Source organism: Clostridioides difficile ATCC 9689 = DSM 1296, from assembly GCF_001077535.1.
GTDB lineage: Bacteria > Bacillota > Clostridia > Peptostreptococcales > Peptostreptococcaceae > Clostridioides > Clostridioides difficile.
In genome coordinates this window covers 1,681,591-1,698,848 of the sequence record NZ_CP011968.1, presented here as the reverse complement: position 1 = coordinate 1,698,848, position 17,258 = coordinate 1,681,591, and the positions used below count along the sequence as shown (strand labels likewise).

At 26.6% G+C, this 17,258-nt stretch carries 20 protein-coding genes; 2 read left to right on the top strand and 18 right to left on the bottom strand.

The genetic code is table 11. The features are described 5' to 3' along the window. Nucleotides 1-2: 2 nt before the first annotated feature. The 15 genes from CDIF1296T_RS08250 to CDIF1296T_RS08180 all read right to left on the bottom strand — a co-directional run bounded on the left by CDIF1296T_RS08250 (nt 3) and on the right by CDIF1296T_RS08180 (nt 13,838). Entirely contained in the window at nt 3-824 is an 822-nt protein-coding gene (locus CDIF1296T_RS08250; protein ID WP_009896519.1) for an XdhC family protein, read from the bottom strand. A 41-nt stretch (nt 825-865) separates the two neighbouring features. After that, complete coding sequence (gene rsiV / locus CDIF1296T_RS08245) at nt 866-1,648, bottom strand: anti-sigma-V factor RsiV (protein ID WP_043897304.1); 783 nt, start codon at nt 1,646-1,648, stop codon at nt 866-868. Nucleotides 1,649-1,663: 15 nt separating this feature from the next. Next, a complete protein-coding gene (gene rsiV / locus CDIF1296T_RS08240) occupies nt 1,664-2,533 on the bottom strand; it encodes an anti-sigma-V factor RsiV (protein ID WP_003436661.1) in 870 nt (289 codons plus the stop codon). 11 nt (nt 2,534-2,544) lie between these two features. Beyond that, entirely contained in the window at nt 2,545-3,027 is a 483-nt protein-coding gene (locus tag CDIF1296T_RS08235) for an RNA polymerase sigma factor (RefSeq protein WP_003436663.1), read from the bottom strand. 51 nt (nt 3,028-3,078) lie between these two features. Further along, nucleotides 3,079-4,035 carry a peptidylprolyl isomerase gene (locus CDIF1296T_RS08230; RefSeq protein ID WP_009896513.1) on the bottom strand — a complete coding sequence of 319 codons (957 nt, stop codon included), beginning with the start codon at nt 4,033-4,035 and terminating at the stop codon, nt 3,079-3,081. A 68-nt stretch (nt 4,036-4,103) separates the two neighbouring features. Beyond that, on the bottom strand, nt 4,104-4,937 hold the full coding sequence (locus tag CDIF1296T_RS08225) for a polysaccharide deacetylase family protein (protein ID WP_003436667.1): 834 nt from the start codon (nt 4,935-4,937) through the stop codon (nt 4,104-4,106). 752 nt (nt 4,938-5,689) lie between these two features. Continuing rightward, nucleotides 5,690-7,018 carry an APC family permease gene (locus tag CDIF1296T_RS08220; protein ID WP_009896511.1) on the bottom strand — a complete coding sequence of 443 codons (1,329 nt, stop codon included), beginning with the start codon at nt 7,016-7,018 and terminating at the stop codon, nt 5,690-5,692. An 801-nt stretch (nt 7,019-7,819) separates the two neighbouring features. After that, nucleotides 7,820-8,488 carry a bifunctional phosphoribosyl-AMP cyclohydrolase/phosphoribosyl-ATP diphosphatase HisIE gene (gene hisIE / locus CDIF1296T_RS08215; protein WP_003436669.1) on the bottom strand — a complete coding sequence of 223 codons (669 nt, stop codon included), beginning with the start codon at nt 8,486-8,488 and terminating at the stop codon, nt 7,820-7,822. A gap of 27 nt (nt 8,489-8,515) precedes the next feature. Next, complete coding sequence (hisF, locus tag CDIF1296T_RS08210) at nt 8,516-9,274, bottom strand: imidazole glycerol phosphate synthase subunit HisF (RefSeq protein ID WP_003436672.1); 759 nt, start codon at nt 9,272-9,274, stop codon at nt 8,516-8,518. Beyond that, nucleotides 9,256-9,978, bottom strand: a complete 723-nt coding sequence (gene hisA / locus CDIF1296T_RS08205; RefSeq protein WP_003436675.1) for a 1-(5-phosphoribosyl)-5-[(5-phosphoribosylamino)methylideneamino]imidazole-4-carboxamide isomerase — start codon at nt 9,976-9,978, stop codon at nt 9,256-9,258. Before hisA ends, hisF begins: the two co-directional genes overlap by 19 nt. Beyond that, the gene (gene hisH, locus CDIF1296T_RS08200) at nt 9,975-10,580 is read right to left on the bottom strand and encodes an imidazole glycerol phosphate synthase subunit HisH (protein ID WP_003436678.1); all 606 of its coding nucleotides are present in this window, start codon (nt 10,578-10,580) and stop codon (nt 9,975-9,977) included. The genes hisA and hisH overlap by 4 nt, the downstream gene beginning before the upstream one ends. Nucleotide 10,581: 1 nt before the next feature. After that, nucleotides 10,582-11,160, bottom strand: a complete 579-nt coding sequence (hisB, locus tag CDIF1296T_RS08195) for an imidazoleglycerol-phosphate dehydratase HisB (RefSeq protein WP_003436680.1) — start codon at nt 11,158-11,160, stop codon at nt 10,582-10,584. Nucleotides 11,161-11,162: 2 nt separating this feature from the next. Continuing rightward, nucleotides 11,163-12,212, bottom strand: coding sequence for a histidinol-phosphate transaminase (hisC, locus tag CDIF1296T_RS08190; protein WP_009889400.1), 1,050 nt, complete (start codon nt 12,210-12,212; stop codon nt 11,163-11,165). Between the two features lie 33 nt (nt 12,213-12,245). After that, nucleotides 12,246-12,872 (bottom strand): ATP phosphoribosyltransferase, encoded by a 627-nt coding sequence (gene hisG / locus CDIF1296T_RS08185; RefSeq protein ID WP_003436683.1) that lies wholly within the window; start codon nt 12,870-12,872, stop codon nt 12,246-12,248. Between the two features lie 21 nt (nt 12,873-12,893). Beyond that, nucleotides 12,894-13,838 carry an ATP phosphoribosyltransferase regulatory subunit gene (locus CDIF1296T_RS08180; RefSeq protein WP_003436684.1) on the bottom strand — a complete coding sequence of 315 codons (945 nt, stop codon included), beginning with the start codon at nt 13,836-13,838 and terminating at the stop codon, nt 12,894-12,896. Nucleotides 13,839-14,365: 527 nt separating this feature from the next. On the opposite strand from CDIF1296T_RS08180, the gene CDIF1296T_RS08175 reads away from it, so the two are divergent. Next, nucleotides 14,366-14,542, top strand: coding sequence for a hypothetical protein (locus CDIF1296T_RS08175; protein ID WP_003420092.1), 177 nt, complete (start codon nt 14,366-14,368; stop codon nt 14,540-14,542). Between the two features lie 157 nt (nt 14,543-14,699). Here CDIF1296T_RS08175 and trhA read toward each other — a convergent pair whose 3' ends face one another. Further along, nucleotides 14,700-15,353 (bottom strand): PAQR family membrane homeostasis protein TrhA, encoded by a 654-nt coding sequence (gene trhA, locus CDIF1296T_RS08170; RefSeq protein WP_003436685.1) that lies wholly within the window; start codon nt 15,351-15,353, stop codon nt 14,700-14,702. Nucleotides 15,354-15,513: 160 nt separating this feature from the next. Here trhA and CDIF1296T_RS08165 point away from each other — a divergent pair, with 160 nt between their 5' ends. After that, the gene (locus tag CDIF1296T_RS08165) at nt 15,514-16,080 is read left to right on the top strand and encodes a DUF1836 domain-containing protein (RefSeq protein ID WP_021370324.1); all 567 of its coding nucleotides are present in this window, start codon (nt 15,514-15,516) and stop codon (nt 16,078-16,080) included. Nucleotides 16,081-16,219: 139 nt separating this feature from the next. Here the strand turns inward: CDIF1296T_RS08165 and CDIF1296T_RS08160 are convergent, their stop codons facing one another. Beyond that, on the bottom strand, nt 16,220-16,429 hold the full coding sequence (locus CDIF1296T_RS08160) for a hypothetical protein (RefSeq protein WP_003429769.1): 210 nt from the start codon (nt 16,427-16,429) through the stop codon (nt 16,220-16,222). Nucleotides 16,430-16,504: 75 nt separating this feature from the next. Further along, on the bottom strand, nt 16,505-17,158 hold the full coding sequence (locus CDIF1296T_RS08155) for an FMN-dependent NADH-azoreductase (protein WP_009896503.1): 654 nt from the start codon (nt 17,156-17,158) through the stop codon (nt 16,505-16,507). Between the last annotated feature and the right edge of the window lie 100 nt (nt 17,159-17,258).

Sequence of the window (17,258 nt, the reverse complement as noted above, 5' to 3'; positions counted from 1 at the left end):
GTTTATTTTTCCTTATTAGCTCTACAATTTATAAGTTCAGCAGCTATACATACAGCTATTTCAGCTGGTGTTTGAGCATTCAATTTTATGCCTATTGGTGCATGTACTTTTGATAATTCTTCCTTCTTAAAACCTTTTTTCATGAGTTTTTCGTAAGTCAATCCAATTTTTGTTCCACTTCCAATCATACCTATATAACCAGCCTCTCTTTTAAGAGCCCATTCTAAAGCACTTGAATCATATAGATGACCTCTTGTTAAAATAATTATATAACTATTTTCGTCAGTTGGAAAATCTGGTATGTTTTCAAAAGAATCTAAAACTACTACTTCTGATTCTGGAAACCTTTCATGATTAGCAAATTCTTCTCTATCATCTATTACTACTGTTCTAAATTCTAAAAGAGATAGTATCACAGCAACATCTCTTGAAATATGACCTGCACCAAATATATATGCTTTACTTGTATTTTCCTTTAGTCTCTTATTAAATTTTTCTATATTACTTTTTAATTTACTATCTATAAAATCTATTTGTATTTCTCCAGTACCTCCACATATCATTCCTAGTTTTGCCACATCAGATTTGTTTAGAGTAAATTTATACAACATTGATTCTCTGTTTTTTATAACATTAATTGCATGTTTTATACATTCTGCTTCTACACTACCTCCTCCTACTGAGCCAAATATAGTAGAATCATTTTTCACAATCATCATTGCTCCAGTTTCACGTGGTGTTGAACCTGAATGAGACGTTATTGTAGCAAATGCGAAATCCTCATTATTTTCTATTAATCTTATTGCTTGTTCATATATATTCATATAATTCTCCTTACCAGTCTATCTAAAAATCTTCTATATATCTATCTTAGTCTTTTTATTACTTTATTTGGTATCACAAATTCTACTGCTCCCATATAACCAGGAGCTACTTCATATTCATCAAAACTAATCACAAGATTTCCATTTTTATTAAAATAAAAATCTTGATACTTATTTATAGATTCAAAATCTTTCACTGGCGAGTCTTTATCTTGGTCTATAAAATAAGATTTTGTATCATCTTTCTTAATTTGATTTCTCATCTGCTCTTTTATATTATCACTTATAGCTCTAATATATCTACTATCTTTAAAAAATATTGGTAAATTTAATAGTATTCCTCTATTTTTATCAACAGTGTAATGCTTCTTAGTTATAGATGAGGAAGCTTCTATCTCTTCTTTTGTCATTTCTATTGATAAAAAGTCCTTAGAATTATTTTTGACATTATGGATTACATTTAGGTATCTATGACCCTTATTATTTTCCTTTTTCATTTTATTTTGAAATTCACTGTAAATTTTTTTCCCATCTTGCAAAAGCTCATTGTTTAATTTATTCTCTAAAGTTTTATCTTTTAAACCTTTTATTTTAGGAATACTCACATTCACTTCATAATTGTCTTGTTTAAAGTTGATACTCTTAGCATTTAACACCTTTATCGTATCACTATTTGAAGTTTCATTAAAGGAACTACCTGCAAATATAGGGTTTGTATCTACTAATGAAACTAATAAGCATATTGAAAATATAGCAATTTTAAATATAGATTTTTTAAGTTTTTTATATGTAGTCATATTGTCCTCCTTAAAAGATTTATATATAAACTACTATTCAATTTACAAATCTTTTATTACTTTATATGGTATTACAAACTCAACTGCGCCCATATAACCAGGTGCTACTTCATATTCATCAAAACAAATTACAAGGTCTTCATTTTTATTAAAATAAAAATCCTGATACTTATTAATTGTTTTAAAATCTTCAACAGGCAAGTCTTTTTTTTGATCTATAAAATAGGATTTTGTACTATCCTTTTTCATTTGTTCTCTCATTTGTTCTTTTATATTATCACTTATAACTTTTATATACTTATCATCTTTAAAAAGCATTGGCAAAGTCAAAACTATTTGTCTTTTTTTATCAATAGTATAATGTACCTTACTCACATATGATGAAGCCTCTATCTCATTTTTTGTCATCTCTATTGATAGAAATTTTTTAGAATTATTTTTTACACTATAACTCAAACTTAAAGATTTATATCCTTTATTCTTTGATGATTGTATCTTCTCCATTCTCTCTTGGAATTGATGATAAAGCCTTTTTCCATCTTCCATAAAACTACTGTTTAATCTTTGTTCTAAGTTTTTATCTTTTAAACCTCGTATTTTAGGAATATCAATCTCAGCTTCATAATTTTCACTTTTTAAACTATAATTTTTTATAGTTATTACTTCTACTATTGCTCCAATTACAGGTATCTTAGAAAAATTGTCTGCAAATACAGGACTTATATTTACTAATACTGTAAATATACATGCAAAGGCTATTGCAACTTTAAATCTTAATCTATTTACTTTTTTATTTTTCTCTCGATATATGTTTTCTATTTTTTCATGATTTATTATAGTATCTAATTTCTTGGGTATTGGAATTTTATGATACTCATCTTTTAACTTATTTAACCTTTCTTTGCTTGTCATTCTTTTTATCCCTACTCTTCAATTTTTAATTTTAGTTTTTTTAAAGCAGTATATAACCTAGTTTTAACAGTATTCACATTTTCATCCAATATTATTGCTACTTCTTCAATCTTTAAATCTTCAAAAAATCTTAATATTATAATAGATTTGTATTCAATAGGTAATTCTTCCAAAGCTCTTCTTAAATCCAAATCAGTATATTTATCATACTCTCCAGTCTCATCTATAAGGTCAATATCTGTCATATTATTATATTTACGGTTTTTTCTAATAAAATCTATACTCGTTCTAACTAAAATTTTATAAAACCATGTCTTTATATAATTTACTTCTTTAATATTTTCCACTGAGTATAGTGCCTTATACATGGCTTCTTGAACCACATCTAAGGCATCTTCTTCATTCTTCGTATAACTATATGCTATTCTATAAAAAGAGTCTTTATTATCGATAATGTATTTCTCAACTTTCGTTCTCTTTAAACTCTTAAACATTCCTGTAAAATCTCCCTCCGATTACAGGCTAGGATTGAGCTGTTAGAAATTCTATCTGTCTATTTTAGCATCTTCATTCAGTTTTTTTATATGCTCAATATACTTTTCATTTAAAATAGATTCTCTTATTAAACTCTGACACTCATTAAAACTTTTTTGTCTTTCTCTTTTATCAGTAACTTTGACTATATGATATCCATAACTAGTTTCAAACACATTTGAAACTTCATTTTTCTTTAATTTGAACACTTCCTTTGTAAACTCAGCATTTTTATCATCCTTTGTAAAATATCCTAGCTGTCCTCCATTTTTTCCAGTTGCTTTATCATCCGAATATTTTTTAGCCAAACTTTCAAAACTTTCTCCATTTTTGATTTTAGTCAATATATTATCTGCCTTCTTCTTCAAAGCTTCTTTTTTATCTTTGCTTACTTCTTTTTTATTTTTATCTAAAGTCGATATAAGTATCTGAGAAGCACTTACTTCTTCTACATTAAAATCTTTTTTATGACTTGTATAGTAGGCTTCCATATCATTATCACTTATGTTTATTCTATCTTCAAAGGCCTTTTTATTTTTATCTATTGCTAAATCTCTAGATATTTCTTGTTTTAAATAATCTTTATCAACACCTGCTTTGTCCATTTTTTCCTTATAGCTTGTATTCAAATTCATCTTATCTTCTAGTTCTTGATATTTTGAGTCTACTTCACTTTTACTTGGAGTTAGTCCTTTATCCTTAGCCTCTTGATATAAAAGTTCATTATCCACCATAAACGATATTATAACATTTTCTAATTTATTTCTACCTTTTTTATCCAAAGTTTTTTCTAATTCATCTAAAGACTGCCCATTTATATAATTATTAGTAGCAGATAAAACTGCTTTTGTTTTTTTGTACTGTTCTTTTGTGATTTCCACATCATTTACTTTTGCTAAACTTTTATTACAACCAACCATCATCAAAGACAATATTCCGACCATTCCTATATAAATTTTTTTATTCAATATACCTACACCTCACTCATTTTTATTCTCAATTTCTAAAAATATCAATCAATATTCTTATATTTTAACTACTCTAAATTACGTAACCAATAATTTTTTGGTATTTGGTTTTGATCTACTGGCGCAAATTCATAACCTTCATCTGATAAGAATTTTAAAACTGAATCTAAAGCTTCTGCACTCTGTTTTTTCTCATGCATTAAAACTACAAGTTGGTCTTTATCTTCACCTTTTCTATTCTTAATATGATTTTTTACATTTTGTACAATTTGAGAAGAATTAGATCTCCAGTCTTCTGTATCTAAGTCCCAGTCCCAAATTTTATATCCAGCATCAACTAAAGCCTGATAAGAGGCTTGTGGTGTATATGGTTTGCTTCCATAAGGTATTCTTATTACTTTTGAATGTTTACCAGTTATCTTATAAAAAGTTTGATCATTTGTATCAAATTCCTCTTTTGCTGATGTACTAGTAACATAAAGCTTGTGAATATCATGTGATACACTATGAAAACCTGCTGTGTTCCCATTTTTAATTATATTTTTAACTTGCTGTGGATATTCCTTCATATTCCCATCTATCATAAAAAAAGTTGCTTTAACATTGTATTTATTTAAAGTTTTTATCATCTCGTCAGTAAATTTAGATGGACCATCATCTATAGTTATGTATGCTATTTTTCCAGAACTTTTACTTGGCCCTTTACTAACTTCTATTGATGTATTAGATACTATATCTGTAATAGTAGAACTTGACAGTTTTGCATTTCTACTAATTTCATTTTCCTTCATATTTAAAGAGCTGACGCGAACACCAACTACTATAAAAGCCAGACACACTACAATAGCACTTAAAAGCAAATACAACTTCTTTCTATTTATTTTTTTCTTTTTATTTCTCATCGTTCGACCTCCAATATTACTATATTTTTACATTTATATTTTTGTAGTATTTTATCCCAAAAATTTACACTACATATATATAGACGTTGAACTTCGACAAAAAGTTTTGCTTAATTTTTAAAATTTGTTATTTCGGTCATTATTATGCTGTATAATTTCTGTATAATTGTATAGAATGTTGAAAATTGAGTATTATATAGTGTTTTTTACAATTAATTCTAGTTAAAATGTCATTTATAATTTTTAAAATTTATAATTTTTTTTTTATAAATTAGAAATATTAAACAAATAATAAATAGCAAAACAACTATTTGCCACATTTTTAATACATACATTATATATTCATATTATCTAATTTTTGTTATCAAATAAAATTTTCTAATCTCATTTATAAATCACTATATTAATCAGGTAATATTTTCTATATAATACAATATTCTATTATATATAACAGAAAGATTTAATTTTCATAAAAGCTATGTATAATATTTGTTGTACAGATACCACTTAGTTTGATAAAAAACACTTTAAAATAAAGTATTTTAAAATAAATAATTTTTTAGATGTTTAATTTTATAATCAAAAAACTAAAAATAAAATGAATACCTTAAAATAAACTTTTTAGTTCATGGAACGCTCTTTTTTTGTAAAATTAAACATATCTTTACAATTTTAACAATAAAAAAGAGACTTATCTCTATTTGAGACAGTCTCTTTTATTTTAATTATGAAGCATTTGTAAACTACTTGGTTTATCTTTTTACTCCTCTAGTCATATAAGCATACACTGGTAAGCCTATAGCTGTTATTACAAGACCTCCTATAGATATCATAGTAGTTTTCATACCTGCAAAACACAATTGATTAACTACAACAAATATACCACTTGCTATAGCTATTATAGGAACAATAGGATATAATGGAACTTTATACTCTCTTGGTATATTTGGATGAGTCTTTCTAAGTTTCATAACCCCTATAAAAGTTAATACATAGAATATCCAAGTAGCAAATACAGCTAAGTCAGTTAATAAATTAAATTGACCTGACAAAGCATATATAGATGCAATAACAGATACTAATGCTATTGCATTTGCTGGAACTTGAGCAGAATTTAATTTAGAAAATATACCATACTTTGGTAAAGTCTTATCTGTAGCTAAAGTATATGCCACCCTTGAACCAGTTAGTAAAAATCCATTTAATGCTCCAAACACTGAAATTAATATACCTACAGATATTATTTTTCCACCCATTGAACCAAATATAACTTCAGCAACTGCTGATGCAGGAGAAGCATAATTTGCTAATTCATTAGCTGGTAATACCCAAAGATACGCTAAATTTATTATAAAATAAACAGCCATAACAACTGATAATCCACCTATTATAGCTTTTGGAAGGTCTTTTCCAGGATTCTTCATTTCTCCAGCTAAAGTACCAACATTCATCCATCCATCAAAAGCAAATAATATAGCAATTAAAACTTGACCTAGTACACTACCCAGGCTTAATCCTTCACCAACCATAGGTGTAAGTATTGGATTATTTCCACCACCTTTAATAAATCCAACAACCATTATTAAAATAAGTGGTATTAACTTACAAATTGTAGAAACAGTTTGTATGACTCCTCCAGTTTTTGAACCTAACATATTAAGCCCTGCAACTATTACTATAATTCCAATTGCTATTGGAAGTAAAAGTGATGGACTACCAATTAGTGCTGATGCTTGTTCTCCAAATATAACACCTAATGCTGCCATCATCCCTGGATAAAATAATACAATTTGCATCCATCCAGTTAAAAAACCTAATTTTTCTCCATAAATTTCTTTTATATATACCATCATTCCACCAGTTTTTGGTATCGCAACTGATACCTCTGCAGCTGTAAGACCAGCTGTTATAGTTATGATTCCAGCTATTAACCATGCCAATATACCAAGACCTGGAGCTCCTCCAGTTAATGTATAGACTGCTTGTGGTTTAAAAAATACGCCCGCTCCTATAACGGAACCAACAACAGTTGATAATGCTGCTGATACGCCAAGAGTCTTTTTCAGTTCATTACTTCCCATTTTTTTCCTCCTCATTAATCCTATTTAATTTTAATTTCATAGTTAAATAAGCATATATTATGCCAATATATAGAAAAATAGCTTTATTATTTATTAAAATAAAATAAACTCTACTTAGCTTTCGTAATCTTTTATTTTTAGCTATGTTTAAATATAAAAAAATTATAAAAACCAAAAATCCAAATATAATAATACTTCTAAGTAAATGTATTTTTTATATTGTATAATATACATTGTATATTTGTAACACTAAAAATAGATTATAACTATTAAGTTAAATTCATTTTGATTTTTTTTCAATAAAATTTCATTTTTTTCAAAAACATTTTGGCTTCTTTCTGTAGTTTTCTATCTTTAAGGTCTTTTATATAATAGTATGATTTTTGCTTGTTTTATAGTCTATTTTATATTAATAAATAATTTGACAATTTATTATAACCCAATTTAAACCAGAAATCAAAACTAATATTTTATTTTTTTATTTAAAAATGAAATATTAGCTTTGAAAACTCCTTTTAGATGTTAAAATCTAAATATGTTTTTTTATAAAACCCACTACTTTCATTCATATTTTTTAATATAAAAATTATTTTCATATTATTATCCTTAAATATAATTAGATAATTATCTTTTTTCTAAAATAAATAATGTACTAGAATTATTTTATCAATAAATTATATATATAGTTAATTTTATCAAGTAATTTAAATATTATTCTATAAATCAAAATATAAAATAAAAAATATACCACTTTTTATTAAAAGTGGTATATTTTCTTATTACCCATTAATCTATCTTATTCTATTTTCTTCTTTTAAGTAATTCTTTTTTTATTTCATCAATTTCAACACCTTTTTCTATCATTAAAACCAATGTATGATATACTAAATCGCTAATTTCGTAAATAAGTTCACTTTTATCAGTATTTTTTGATGCTATAATTACCTCACTACTCTCTTCACCTACTTTTTTAAGAATCTTATCTATTCCTTTTTCAAAAAGATAATTAGTATAAGAACCTTCAACTGGATTATTTTTTCTTTCATTGATTAAATCATATAATTCTTTCAATATATTTGTTTGTACTTCAAGCTCCATTTTTGAACTATCATCAAACAAGTCTCTGTAAAAACAAGAATAATTGCCTGTATGACAAGCTACACCAGTTTGTTCAACAAAAAGTAGTATAGTATCTACATCACAATCATAAGACATCTTAACTACTTTTTGAGTATTACCAGATGTCTCACCTTTAACCCAAAGTTCTTGTCTACTTCTACTAAAATAGCAAGCTACTTTATCTTTTAAGGTTTTCTTTATAGCATCTTTATTCATATATGCTAACATCAGTACATCTTTGCTAACTACCTCTTGAACAACAACAGGGACTAACCCTTTATCATCAAACTTTATACTTCTTATAAATTTCTCTACTTCATCACTGTATACATTGTTACACTTATTATCCATATTTCTAATCTCCTTTTAGTATTTAACTTATAATCTTACTTCTACACCCATGTCTTTTAAATATTTCTTTAAATCGTTTATTTTTATCTCGCCAAAATGAAAAACAGATGCTGCTAAAATTCCATCTACATTGGATTTATTAACCGCCTCATAAAAATCTTCCTTTTTTCCAGCGCCTCCAGATGCTATGACAGGTACATTTACTAAAGAAGTTATCTTTGATAATAATTCTATATCATATCCATTTTTCATTCCATCTTCATCCATACTATTTACAACGATTTCTCCTGCTCCAAGTTCTACACCTTTAACAGCCCATTCAATTGCATCCAGATTAGTTTTTTCTCTTCCACCTTTTACGTATACGCTCCATGAACCCTCTTCATTTTTCTTTGCATCTATCGATAAAACAACACATTGTGCTCCAAATTTTAATGAAGCTTCCCTTATTAATTCAGGATTTTTGACTGCTGATGAATTTATAGAAACTTTATCAGCACCTTTTCTTAAAATATCAGTGAAATCTTCTAATTTATTTACTCCTCCACCAACACAAAATGGTATATTTATATTTTCTGCAACTTTTGTCACAAATTCTAAAGATGTCTTTCTCTCTTCATTTGATGCAGTTATATCATAGAATACAAGTTCATCTGCACCACAATCACTATAAAATTTTCCAAGTACTTCTGGACTATCAACATCTACTATATCTTTAAATTTTTTCCCCTTTACAACTCTTCCATTTCTCACATCTAGACAAGGTATTATTCTCCTAGTAAGCATAATTGTTGTGCCTCCTTAAAGTCTATCTTTTTATCATAAAGCGCTTTACCTATTATTGCACCATATAAGTTCATAGCTTTTAGTCTTTTTACGTCTTCTATAGAAGTTACACCTCCAGAAGCAATAACATTTAGTGATGTTTCCTTTGCTATTCTTTCATATATGTCAAAATTTGGACCTTGCAACATCCCATCTTTTGATATATCTGTATAAACAATAGTTTGTACACCTATCTTTTCAAGTTGTTTACATAATGTTAATGAGTCTACATTGCTTACAACTTCCCATCCCCTAACTGCTACTTTTCCATCTTTAGCATCTATAGAAACTACAATTTTCTCTTTATATTCATTGACCAATTCTTCAACTAAATTCAAATTTTCAATCGCTATACTGCCTAATATTACTCTAGTAACACCAGCATTTATTAAACTTTTGACTTTTTCCTTATCCCTAACTCCACCGCCAACTTGAATAGGTATATCTATATTGTTTGCTATGTCCTCAATTATTTTTGTATTTACACCAAATTCACTTCTAGCACCATTTAAATCTACTATATGTATATATTCTGCTCCTTCATTTTTCCATTTATATGCTACTTCTAATGGATTATCATAATATACATTTACTTTGTCAAATTCTCCTTGTGTGAGTCTTACACACTTATTATCTTTTATATCTATTGCTGGAAATATTATCATTTTATCATCTCCCCATATGCTCTTAATATATTTAACCCTACTTCTCCACTTTTTTCAGGATGAAATTGTATACCATATACATTGCCTTTTCTAACAATAGCAGGGATTTTCTTTTCATATTCTGAAAATGCAATTAGTTCTTCATTTGATGAATTTGCATAATATGAGTGAACGAAGTATACATAATCATCTTCATTTATATATTTAAGTATATCATCATTTGCCTTATTAAATTTTAGATTATTCCATCCCATATGTGGCACTTTTAAACTTATATCCAGTTTATCAATACTTCCTTTTATAAGTCCTAATCCTTCATATTCTCCATACTCATAACTTTTTTCATAAAGTAATTGCATTCCTAGACATATACCTATCATAAATTTACCCTTAGAAACATGCTCCTTTATTATTGGTATCAATCCTAGTTTATCTAAGGCACTTATAGAATCTCTAAAAGCTCCAACACCTGGAAGTATAAGTGAATCTGCCTGTTTTATTTCATCTATATCACTAGAAATTTTAGTTTCTATTCCAGCTTTTCTAAAACCCCTAGACACAGAATCTATATTTCCAAGACCATAGTCTACTATTATATTCATTCTACAAAACCCCCTTTGAAGATGCTATCTCATTAGAAACTATTTCACTACCCTCTTTTAAAGCTCTTGCAAATGCTTTAAAAATACTTTCTATCTTATGATGGTCATTTTCCCCATATAAGAGATTGATATGTAATGTTACTCTCGATTCATTTACAAAAGCTCTAAAAAATTCTTTAAAGCATTGAGTACTCATACTACCAATCATTTGGGTATCAAATTTAGCATTAAATACAAGATAAGGTCTATTGCTTATATCTATTGCTACCATTGATAGAGATTCATCCATAGGTATATAGATATTAGAATATCTTCGTATTCCTTTTTTGTCACCTAGTGCATTTTTAAATGCTTCACCTATAGCTATACCTATATCTTCTACACTATGGTGGTCATCTACATATGTATCACCCTTACAAATCACTTTTAAATCGAACTTGCCATGAAATGACATTAAGGTAAGCATATGGTCTAAAAATCCTATTCCAGTATCTATTTCAGCTTTACCAGAACCATCAATATTTAATTCTACTAAAATCTGTGTTTCAAGAGTATTTCTTTCTACCTTCCAAATTCTCATACCTATTTCTCCTTTTTCAAAATATCTCTTATAGCTCCAACAAACATAGAATTTTCTTCTTTATCACCAATTGTAACTCTGTAATAATTTTCTAACTTTCCACCAAATTTTCTTATTAAAACACCTCTATCAATAAGTTTTTGTGATAAATTTTCGATTTCAGAATAAAATAATATAAAATTTGCTTGTGATTTGTATGCTTTAATTCCCATACCAATCATTTCTTCATATAAAACTTCTCTTTCCTCTTTTACTTCCTTTATATAAGCCTTTACCACATCTTTATTTCTAAGTGCTCTTGTAGCAATAAAGTCTGATAATGAATTTAAATTATATGGAGGTCTTACTTTCTCAACAGAATTTATTAAACTACTATTAGATAACATATATCCTGTTCTTATTCCAGCCAATCCAAATGCCTTTGATAAAGTTCTAAGAACTATTAGATTATCATACTTAAAAACATCACTTAACATGCTTTCTTCTCCAAAATCCATATATGCTTCATCTAAAACCACTAGACTATTAGTTGAATCTAAAAGCTTTATTATCTCTTCCCTCTTTAATATTGTTCCCGTTGGATTATTAGGATTACATACAATTACTATTTTAGGATTATTCTCCTTTACTTTTTCAATCACATTATCTATATTTATAACTAAATTTTCATCACTTTCAACACCTATAAATTTAGACCCATTTATCTGACTATATATAGAATACATACTAAAACTTGGAGAGAAACTCAATATTACTTCATCTTTATCTACAAAAGTATGTATTATTAAATCAATTATTTCACTTGAACCGTTTCCTACTAGAAGATTTTTCTTATTTACTCCAGAAATATTTATGTAATCTATTATAGATTCTTTCAAATCACTATAAGAATCTTCAGGATATAAATTTAAATCTATATCACTATCTGAAATTTCTTTAATAAGGTATTTAAACAACCTCTTACTTCCTTCATTTGCATCAAGTTTTACTTTACAGTTTACGTGATTTGGTTCATATCCCCTTAACTCTCTTATGCTTTCTTTTTCTCTCAACTTAAATCCCTCCTTATAAAGCTCAATTATATTTTAATTATCAAGTTCTTCAAATAAACGAATTATATTCTGAATTTGTTCATATTTAAATCTATAGCTAGCTCTATTTGATATAATTCTAGCACTTATATTACATATGTCTTCTAATATTTCAAGACCATTTGCTTTAAGTGTATTGCCAGTCTCAACTATATCTACAATTACATCTGACAACCCTACTATTGGAGCTAGTTCTACAGAACCATTTAATTTTATTATTTCAATTTTTTGACCTTTCTCTTTAAAATACTTTTTTGCTATATTGGGATACTTTGTTGCCACTTTTAAATATTCATCTTCTCTATATATGCTATCTCCCTTTAATCCTGCTACAGCAAATTTACACTTTCCAAAACCTAAATCATATATTTCATATACATCTGTCTCATTTTCTAAAATAGTATCTTTACCTGCTATACCGAGGTCAGCGACTCCTTTTTCAACATATGTAACTACATCTGATGGCTTTACATGTATATATATAATTTTATTTTCTTCATCTTTAAAAATTAGTTTTCTCGTATCTGTGTCTATACTATCTCCTAGACCCATTTTTTTAAATTTTTTAAATGATTCCCCTTCAATTCGTCCTTTTGCTAGTGCTATAGTCAAATAATCCAAAACAATCCCTCCTTATAAACTTTACTTATATACATACTTCATTAACTCATCAACACTTAGTGTAAATCCAATGGCTGGAATTTCTTTTCCATACTCTTTAGTTAAAGAATCATATCTTCCGCCACTAAGAATTTCTTTATATGAGTTTGGGTAGTATCCTCTAAACATAATTCCTTCATAATAGTCAAGCATAGTAATCATTGATAAATCAAATCTAGCCTTATCTAAAAAATTACATTCCTCAATTAAATTATTTACTTGCTTTAATTCTTCAAGAGCTTGCTTCATCTTATTATTACAATAGAACTTGTTTGATTTTTCAATAACATTATATAAATTCCCTTGTAAACTTAAAATATTTGATAATAACTCTTTTACTTCACGCTTAATTTTTAATTCTTCAATATATACTTTTAGTTCATGAGTGTTCTTCGTATATAGTAAATTTTTAATTTGATTTTCACAATTCTTATTTAAATTTAATTCTTCTAACAAACCATGAATATACTTGCTACTCCCAACCTCTAGAATAAAATTATTATTGTATTTTTCAAGTATCTTAAGAGCTAATTTCACTACTTCTCTATCTGCTTCTACAGAGGCTTCTCCTAGATACTCACAACCTATTTGTCTTATCTCTTTTATTCCAACTGTATTTTTATTTTTATATATTGATGAATTATAAAAAAGCTTAAGCTTTAAACCATCTTCCCATCTTGGTACAAGGCTTTTTATTATACTTGTAGTTATATCAGCTCTAAGTACCATTACTTTTCCATTTACAACCTTTACCATAGATTCTTCTGGAATTTTATTATTTATAGTTGTAAATTCATCATATTCTTCAAATAATTGTGGTTCTATTTGAAAATATTCTTCATCCAAAAAAAGTTTATCTATTTCCCTTTTTAATTTATATCTTTTTTTAGAATAAATAACCTCATCTTCAATCCTCAAAAATTTCACATTCTCACCCTCTTCATTAAATTTACTCTTATATTTGCAAATTTAAAACAATAAAAAAGCCATATAGGCTTTATACCTATATGGCTATAATTTTCTCTTAAAATTACTTCCCATCATAGATACAAGACCAATTACACTAAAAACAGGGCTTGTGTCTATGAATTAATTTCATATTACAATCCCTTTAATCTATGATGATGGTGATGATTTAATTTTGTATTTAATTTTACTATATTTAATCTCACCATGATAATTTCCTCCCAAATAATTTTTATTAATATTCTAAATTTACAGTTTTTTGTTACTATTAATAATAATATATTTTTCAAAAATTGGCAATAGTTATTTAAAAAATTGAATAAAATATTTTATATGTAACTTTTGTTTATACAATAAAAAATTTAATCTTTACCTAATTTGGAAATTTTATGTATAAAAAATGAAATTTCGGGAAAAATTGTAATAATTTAAAAAAACTTATTAAAATATAGTATAATAAGTATATCTTAATGTAAAGGGATGATTTTATGTATAAATATGATGACTATGTGAATTTAACAAATGATTTAGATTTACCTGTAGAAATTAGAAACAAATGTGTCAGAATTGTTAGTGTTTCAGAGAATTTAGAGGATATAATTATAGTACATAAATTCAAACTATATGTCGTAAATGAAAAGTACATTAAAGGAATTATGGAATAGGCATTTTGAATGGACTATTTTTATCAAAATTTTATTATAAGTAGAATTTAATATTTATAATAAGGAACTGTCTTATTGTCTAAGATATAATCTATATAAGGCAGTTCCATTTTATTCATTGTAGAATTTTAGTATCAATTAATCAAATCTTTTAAAACTATAAAACATACAATAAAACTGCTAAAAAGTGAAATAAAGAACCTATCATAATAAAAATATGAAATATTTCATGAAATCCAAACTCAGGACTTATATTAGGCTTTTTAATTATATAAATAATCGCACCTATAGAGTAAGATACACCTTCCATAATTAATAGTCTAAGGCAATCCTTAGGAATTGAATTGAATGCATTTATATCAAAAACAATTGCCCACCCCATAAGTAAATATATACTGGTAGATAACCATCTAGGTGCATCCATCCAAAATATTTTTATTATTATGCCAATAAATGCAACTATCCATATTGCTGTAACAAATATTATGCCTTCTTTTTTTTCCATAAAATTCAGACATATTGGTGTATAAGAGCCAGCAATCAATACGTAAATCATTGCATGGTCTACTTTTCTAAAAAACAATTCTTGTTCTGGTGTCCCCTTTAAAAAATGATAATACGAACTTGCACTATATAAAGCAATTAGTGAAAGTCCAAATACAGATACAGATACTATCATCAAGAGAGAAGTTTCCTGTAATGTAACAGATTGAAAAACTAAAATTATAGTTGCTAAAAGAGATAAACAAGCACCTATAAAATGAGTTAAACTGCTTATTGGGTCTCTACCCTTTAAAAAAAATTGATACATTTCGTCCTCCTACAATTATGTATTTTAAAAATCAGATTCACAAATATAGTTTCCATTACTATATTATATATTTAATTATACCACTTTATGTTTTTTTTACAAGCCTTAATATTGTTTTACTTTCTAATTTAGTGTATTATATATATTATGGAGGTAACATATGATGAATAATGAACTTAATACTATAATACTAGAAACACTAAGTAATGCAGATATAACTTCAAACGATATTCCATCTATTGACTTATATATGGATCAAATTATTTCTCTAATTGACAATAAGCTTTCTGCTAATAAAAGATTTGAAAGTGATAAAATTCTTACTAAAACCATGATAAATAATTACAGCAAAGAGGGATTAATCAAACCAGTTAAGGGAAAAAAGTATACTAAAGAACAAATTTTACAGATGATAATTATTTATTCTATGAAAAATACACTTACAATACAAGAAATTAAAAGAATCTTACATGGTGTGTATGAAAAGGATAATTTCAGTGAAAAAGATTTAGTTTCATGTTACGAAAAATTCATGTTAATAAAAGAAAATCAAAGAAAGAATATACCGGACTTTATAGAGTCTAATTTTGAAAATATTAGTATAAATCCAGAAAATAAAGATGATTTATTGATAGCCTTATTAAGTCTGACTTCAATGGCTGACCAATTAAAAAATATTTCAGAAAAATTAGTAGACAGATATTTTCCAGACATAACCAAAAAATAATTTTAATAAAGTAAGACTGAAAATAAATATTAAAATACAATGTTATTTAAATAAACTTTTATTGTATAAAATATAATTTTCAGTCTAAATATTAACACTTTCTATTTTTAATTCCTTCAATAATTTCCATTTTAAAATTCTACAAATTTAATTTTATTCTATTTAAGTTTTGACAATGTGAACAATTTAAATTAATTTGGATTTGTTTATACCCTATGAAAACGGCTTGTTTTAACGTACCAGTGCCATCATCTATCATGACTATATTATCTTTTATTTCTACACAGAAATTATTCTCTTGATTACACCAATAACAATCATACTTTTCATTACTTTTTTCTTCTCGCATGATTCTCGCCTCCTTCAATATAAGTTTCTACATTAAAAGAGGTTTTTCCTTTATATTTTTAATAAAATATTATAATTAAAATTTCATCCCATCTATTATACCATCTATTTTTTCAGATGCTTTTTCTATTGCAGCTTGTCTTTCTTCTTCACTAGTTCCAGTTCCATCTACTAACAATTCATCAAATTTTTTAATTCCTATAAATTTCATAATACTTTCCACATAATTTAACCCTTTATTCATAACTGGCTTCAACACCCATGGTATGTGTCCACCAGAAGATTGTATATATACCATACTTCTATCAATATCATTTAAAATTCCTTGTGGTTTATCATTGCCTTCAAAAGATATAGTTTTTCCATCTTGAATTATACAATCTATATACTCTTTAAGTGGTGCTGGAAAAGATAAACTCCACATAGGTGCTGCTATTACATATACACTTGCACTCACAAATTGGTCACAAAGATTTCTAATCTTTGTAAGTTCTTTTCTATCCTTATCGTCTAAATTTTTAGCATTTTCTTCACTAACTATGCTATTTCTTTTTTCAAAGTACTGATACTCAAGTCTTGGTATATGTTCTTTATAAAGGTCTATCTCTTCAACCTCAAAATCTTTATTTTTTTCCATAAATTTACTTATAAATTTTCTTGCTACAGTTTTACTTGAAGATAAGTCTTCAGGTTTTGAATTTACATTTATATATAATAATTTTTTCTTCATAAGCTCACTCCTAAGATTATTTTATATTATTATTTCACAAATATACCCATTCTATTCTTTTGTTGAATTATAAAATAACTATTATTACAGAATGTAACTT